At 49.5% G+C, this 5,224-nt stretch carries 6 protein-coding genes; 1 reads left to right on the top strand and 5 read right to left on the bottom strand.

Annotated features, from left to right (window positions below):
• The 4 genes from ACN0YH_RS27965 to ACN0YH_RS27980 all read right to left on the bottom strand — a co-directional run.
• Positions 1–1,229, bottom strand: a 1,229-nt coding sequence (locus ACN0YH_RS27965) for a tripartite tricarboxylate transporter permease (protein WP_417382902.1), incomplete at its 3' end; no start/stop codon positions are given.
• Between the two features lie 29 nt (positions 1,230–1,258).
• A complete protein-coding gene (locus tag ACN0YH_RS27970; RefSeq protein WP_417382903.1) occupies positions 1,259–1,738 on the bottom strand; it encodes a tripartite tricarboxylate transporter TctB family protein in 480 nt (159 codons plus the stop codon).
• A gap of 37 nt (positions 1,739–1,775) precedes the next feature.
• Entirely contained in the window at positions 1,776–2,774 is a 999-nt protein-coding gene (locus tag ACN0YH_RS27975; RefSeq protein ID WP_417382904.1) for a Bug family tripartite tricarboxylate transporter substrate binding protein, read from the bottom strand.
• A gap of 300 nt (positions 2,775–3,074) precedes the next feature.
• A complete protein-coding gene (locus ACN0YH_RS27980) occupies positions 3,075–3,827 on the bottom strand; it encodes an FCD domain-containing protein (protein WP_417382905.1) in 753 nt (250 codons plus the stop codon).
• A gap of 312 nt (positions 3,828–4,139) precedes the next feature.
• Here ACN0YH_RS27980 and ACN0YH_RS27985 point away from each other — a divergent pair, with 312 nt between their 5' ends.
• A complete protein-coding gene (locus tag ACN0YH_RS27985) occupies positions 4,140–4,454 on the top strand; it encodes a Rap1a/Tai family immunity protein (protein WP_417382906.1) in 315 nt (104 codons plus the stop codon).
• A 128-nt stretch (positions 4,455–4,582) separates the two neighbouring features.
• On the opposite strand, the gene ACN0YH_RS27990 is transcribed toward ACN0YH_RS27985, so the two are convergent.
• The gene (locus tag ACN0YH_RS27990; protein WP_417382907.1) at positions 4,583–4,966 is read right to left on the bottom strand and encodes a transposase; all 384 of its coding nucleotides are present in this window, start codon (positions 4,964–4,966) and stop codon (positions 4,583–4,585) included.
• Positions 4,967–5,224 lie beyond the last annotated feature (258 nt).

Below are 5,224 nucleotides of genomic sequence, written 5' to 3' on the forward strand. Positions count from 1 at the left end.
TCGAAGATGCGGTTATTCAAAGCAAATGCGCCGAGAATGCAAAAGAACAGAATTAGCGGCAAAACATACCCCTTGGGAGCGTGCATCAGTTTGGCGATATGCCGAACCGCCCATGTCATCATGAGCAACATAAATACATTGGCAATGAAAAACCCGATCATCATGGCGTAGACAATATCCGGGTTATTAATAAACAGGAGTGGGCCTGGCTGCAGGCCGTGGACGATTAGAGCTCCCAGTAGAAAGGTATCGATAATGCTGCCGGGGATCCCCATAGACAGCAGCGGTATCAGAGCGCCGCCGACAGTCGCATTGTTCGCAGATTCAGAGGCGACAATTCCCTCTTCTGAGCCGGCACCGAATTTTTCCGGTGTCTTGGAAAGGTTCTTGGCTGTGGAATAGGCAATAATCGATCCGATATTCGCGCCAATGCCCGGTAAAATTCCGACCCAGGTGCCGATAAGGGATGACCGAAACATATTAACAAACTGAATCTTTAAATCGCGAAAGGTCATCACCACTCTTTGACCCTTCATCGAAATCCGCTTGCCAACGACCTCGATGTCGATAATTTCATTGATGATCTGGCTAACGGCAAATACCCCCATCAGGACAGGCAAAAGACTAAGTCCTGCAGCCAGTTCATCAAATCCGAAAGTCAGGCGCAAGGAACCGGTCGACTTGTCATATCCAGGCATAGCGACAAGCATACCCAGAAAGCCTGATAACAATCCGACAAGAAACTCGCCTTTGCTAACTGCCGCAATGAGAACCATTGCCATCATGACAAGCGCAAAATACTCGAACGGACCAAACTTGATCGCAAGGTCAGAAAGAGGTTCAGTCAGCAGGACCAGAAAAAACCAGGAAATTATTCCGCCGACGAAAGACGCTCCAATCCCGAGCCCAAGGGCGCGTCCGGGATTGCCGCCTTTGGCCATAGGATACCCGTCAAACGTCGTCATGACCGAGGCAGGTGTTCCAGGCATGCGAAACAGGGTTGCTGTAATCAACCCGCCTGAAATAGACCCAACATACATAGCCACCAGAAGAACAAGGGCGTTCGTTGTGTCCATGTAAAAAGTAAGAGGCAGACAGAGCGCGATGAGCATGGCGCCCGTCAACCCGGGAACAGAACCAAAAATGATACCCGCCGCAGTGCCGAAACCGATGAAAAATAGCGGCCAGAAATTTATCATCCCGACAAGCGCGCCGACAAAATCAACCATTGCAGACCTCTTCAGAATTTTTATCGTATCTATGGAAGTCCAATAACCAGGACTTGGGTGAAGAGATAATGAACTCCCACACCAACGACGAGCGCCCCACCAAGAACAACGGGAATCTTCCGTCGCTCGCCCTGTGTTAGCAACAGGCCCAAAGCACCCAGAAAGACGACGGTTGCCCAACGAAACCCGAGAATTTCAAACCCGAACAGGGAAACATAAACCACCGTCAGCAGGACGGTTGCCCCCGCCAGATCATAGCGTCGCCGATACTCACGCGGGCTCTCCTTGGCCGACGTCACGCGGCGGAGATGCATTGCCGCTTTGACGGTAAAAACCAGCGCCAGAACTGCAATGACAACCGAAATTGCCTTTGGAAAAGCGGCGGGCCCCAGTGGTTCTAGGGAGGTTGGCGAGAGGGCATCAACATTAACAAAAATAGCTGATGCCGTGATAACTAAAAACACGCCGACACAAAACTTCAGAAAGGCATTATTGTGGACATTAATCATCACACCCTCCACGCCATCCAAACCTCCTGATATCCGTCTACTTGGATTTTTTCTGCTCTTCCTTAAGCGTTCTGAGCTCATCCATATGCCGGGCAGAAACAGATTTGATCTGTGCATAGTCCTTATCGATCTTGTCCTGCAGGGCCGTGCCGGTGAGAATATCTGTATCTATTTTCCGCTTTTTATACAGCCCCTGAATTTCATCCGATTTGACGGCTTTGATCACGGCATCTGCAAAGATTTGAGTATTTTCCTTAGGCGATCCAGCAGGCGCAAAGAACCAGTCGTTAATACAGGCAACGGTGTCCATTCCCTGTTCAATTGCAGTTGGAATATCCGGCAATTCAGGGTGCCGGGTCGGACCGGCATAGGCCAGGGCACGAATCCCTTTTGGTGAAAACCTTACGAACTCGGATGTTGAGAACTGTGCAGCATCCACATGCCCACCAAGCAATGATGCGAACCGCTTCGCCCCTCCGCCAGCCTGCACATACCGAAGCGGTACGCCTCCGTACGCATCGCTCAACATCCATGATGTAACATGTACAACAGCACCGATATTAATTGCTTCCTTGATGGTGCCTGGATTCGCCTTGGCATCGTCGAAAAGTTCCCGCAAATTTTTCCATTTTGCATCATTCTGAACTGCGTACAGCAAACATTGTTGTGAAACCTGAGCAACGGGTTCAAACGCATTTGGCTCGAAATCTGCAACTTTTGTCGCTGTCGAACTGAGCAATGCGAAATGAGAGAGAAGATAGGTATAGCCGTCTGCCGGCGCTTCCTTGACACGACGAGAACCAATGGTCGAGCCAGCACCTCCGACGTTCAAGACGACGATGGGCTGCGACAGACTGCGTTGTTTCTTAATGACTTTCTGAAGCGACCGCATGAGCGTATCGCTTCCGCCTCCCGCTCCAAAGGGAACAATCACGGTGATTGGCTTTTCCGGAAATGCGGAGTGGGCCAGAGGTGAAACACCACATAACGCAACCACCATGGAGAAAACGGCTCCTGTAAGCTTAGTTTTATTCATAGCTGATACCTTTCGAATAATTGTTTATTTGCCCTGTTATATTTCTAAACCCGACGACCGAACTTAAGACCTTCCGTAATGTGGAAGACGACTAAGTTCTATACATATGTACATATATTTGGTCAACATGCATTTACCAGGGACAGGGAATAGGCCGATCTATGAAACCGGCGAGCAGATTTCGATTAATGCACAACAAACGGCACCCAAAACCCGCATAAGCGGTATGCAACAGGCCGATTAAGAAATGAAAAATGACTTGGAAAAAGGGATGTAGATTAAGGCCCGGACGCTCAGCCGCTATCTGCCAGCATTTGGTTTGTCAGACGTCCGCAGATCGATATAGTGCTGATCCAGCACACTGCCAATCCGCTGAAGATGGGCCCGAAATGCCTGCTCTGCACCGACGAAATCCCGTTCCTCAATACATTTGAACAGAGCTTCATGCTCCGCGTAGGCACTTTTTTGATCAATTCCACCAACGACCACAAGATCCCGGTAATCCATAATCATGCCCAAAATTGACGCTACCATAGCCTTGTAGATCGGATTATGGGTTGCTTCTGCAATTGCCACATGAAACTTGATATCCGTCTGTACAAAGCGGCGGCTGTCACCCGCTTCAAGCGCAAGACGATTTGCATTCAGAGCGTCGCGAATCTTTTCTATTTCGTCGTCCGTTGCCCGCTCGATCGCTGTTTGTATAATCACCAACTCAATGGCGCCTCGCGACTCGCGTAAATGCCTGGCACCTTCTTCCGAATTGAGTAAAAGTTGCTGAGCGGCATCGCTAATTTGCCCGAGAATTTGTTCCGGTGTCGGCATCGATACCCGGCTGACACCGCCTTGCTGAATTTCGATCATCCCCATCCGCTCCAATGTCGACAGGGCCTGCCGGATAGCCGGTCTGCCGACACCAAAACTCTGCATCAATTCGCGTTCTGACGGCAGTATGTCTCCAACGGCCAGTTCTCGTTTTTGTATCCGGGAGACAATCAGGTCCAAGACTTCCTGATACTTCTTTCCCCGTTTAATGCTACCAACTATTTCCATTTTAGGTTCTCAACCACCAGAACGTCTCTTTTCACCAGGAAAACCAGCACTCCATTTCCTTGGGGCTCATCTTCAGGCCATAGGGGCATTTACAATACACCCTTAACAGGTTTTCGGACCACAATATATCAAGATATGGTTTGCGCGCCTAGTTGAAGCCAATCACCGTGCCCGTAAGCACCGCTTCCAGGCTTTGGAAGAAAATTAACCTACCAACCTCCCTGTTCAGAACCTATCCAATCACAGGCCTCCGCCAGCCAAATATCAGACTCAAATTATGATATAGCGGAGTTATAATGGGGACGAGGTCAGATGCTCAGGTTAACCCGGTTACCATATAGCGGCATTTATTGGTTCAGTAATTGCGATGGTAAAGCACCAGTTGATGCAGGAATGTGTCTTGGTTTTGTGTTTGCACTTTGGGAGTCGTCTCGATTTATGGAACACAACTATGTTAAGACGAATAATGGTTTTGAAAAAATCGGCAGTTTTTGCATACCGAAAAATGCAAGCCTAGGTCAGCTCCGCGTTATCTTTAAAAGATTTCTTAGAGATCAACCTGAAAGGTGGCATGAGAGAGCTATCGTTTTGTTTGCTGAGGCTATAAGGGCCGCATATTGTAAATAAGCCCATGGTCGATCCTCTCCATACGAACAAGAGACATTACAGGGGCTTCGGGTGGCGTTACGGGGTCTCCCCGTTGAGGGGATAGAGCAAAACCGCTTGCGGGTTGAAACGAGGGGGAGGCTTCCCCCTTAAGGCTTACCTGAACCCGACTTTGCGATTGCATCCGGAGCCTTCTCATAAAACGACGCCGGCATTTTTCCCATATCAATAATATTGGGTGAGAAATGCTCCATAAATCCATAAGCTGCATGTAAATTACCGCCCGAGGCCCGCAAAGCATCAGCCTGAGCCACTTCTTCGTCCTCAAGGGTTAACTGTAACTGATCGAGAGCCTCGGAACCTGCGCCAAAACGATGGCGGCGCATGCCTGCCAACTGGTTGAAGATCAGGTTCGCATTCACATCGTAACGATGTGCTAGCTGAGGAACCGAGACACCCGAAACTTTGGTCTGGGCGACAATCCGGCACTTCTCCTCGGCACTCCATTTACGCCGTTTACGTCTCTCTATCATCGTTAAGTGACCACCTAAGTTAAGTGGACACCTGTTGCCCGCTAAGTGGACATAAAGTCGCAGATTACCGCAGAAGGCGTAAGGGGTACGAGGCCGTACGCTTACGATAAAACGGGCTATTTGCCGGTTTTATGAGCCTCATCTCCTATTCCGCCACAAGCTAAAACGACAAAACCCCATCCGCTGGATGGGGCTTAGTCATTTTGGTTGCGGGGGTAGGATTTGAACCTACGACCTTCAGGTTATGAGCCAATTAGG

The organism is Gimesia sp. (assembly GCF_048262075.1).
Taxonomy (GTDB): Bacteria; Planctomycetota; Planctomycetia; order Planctomycetales; family Planctomycetaceae; genus Gimesia.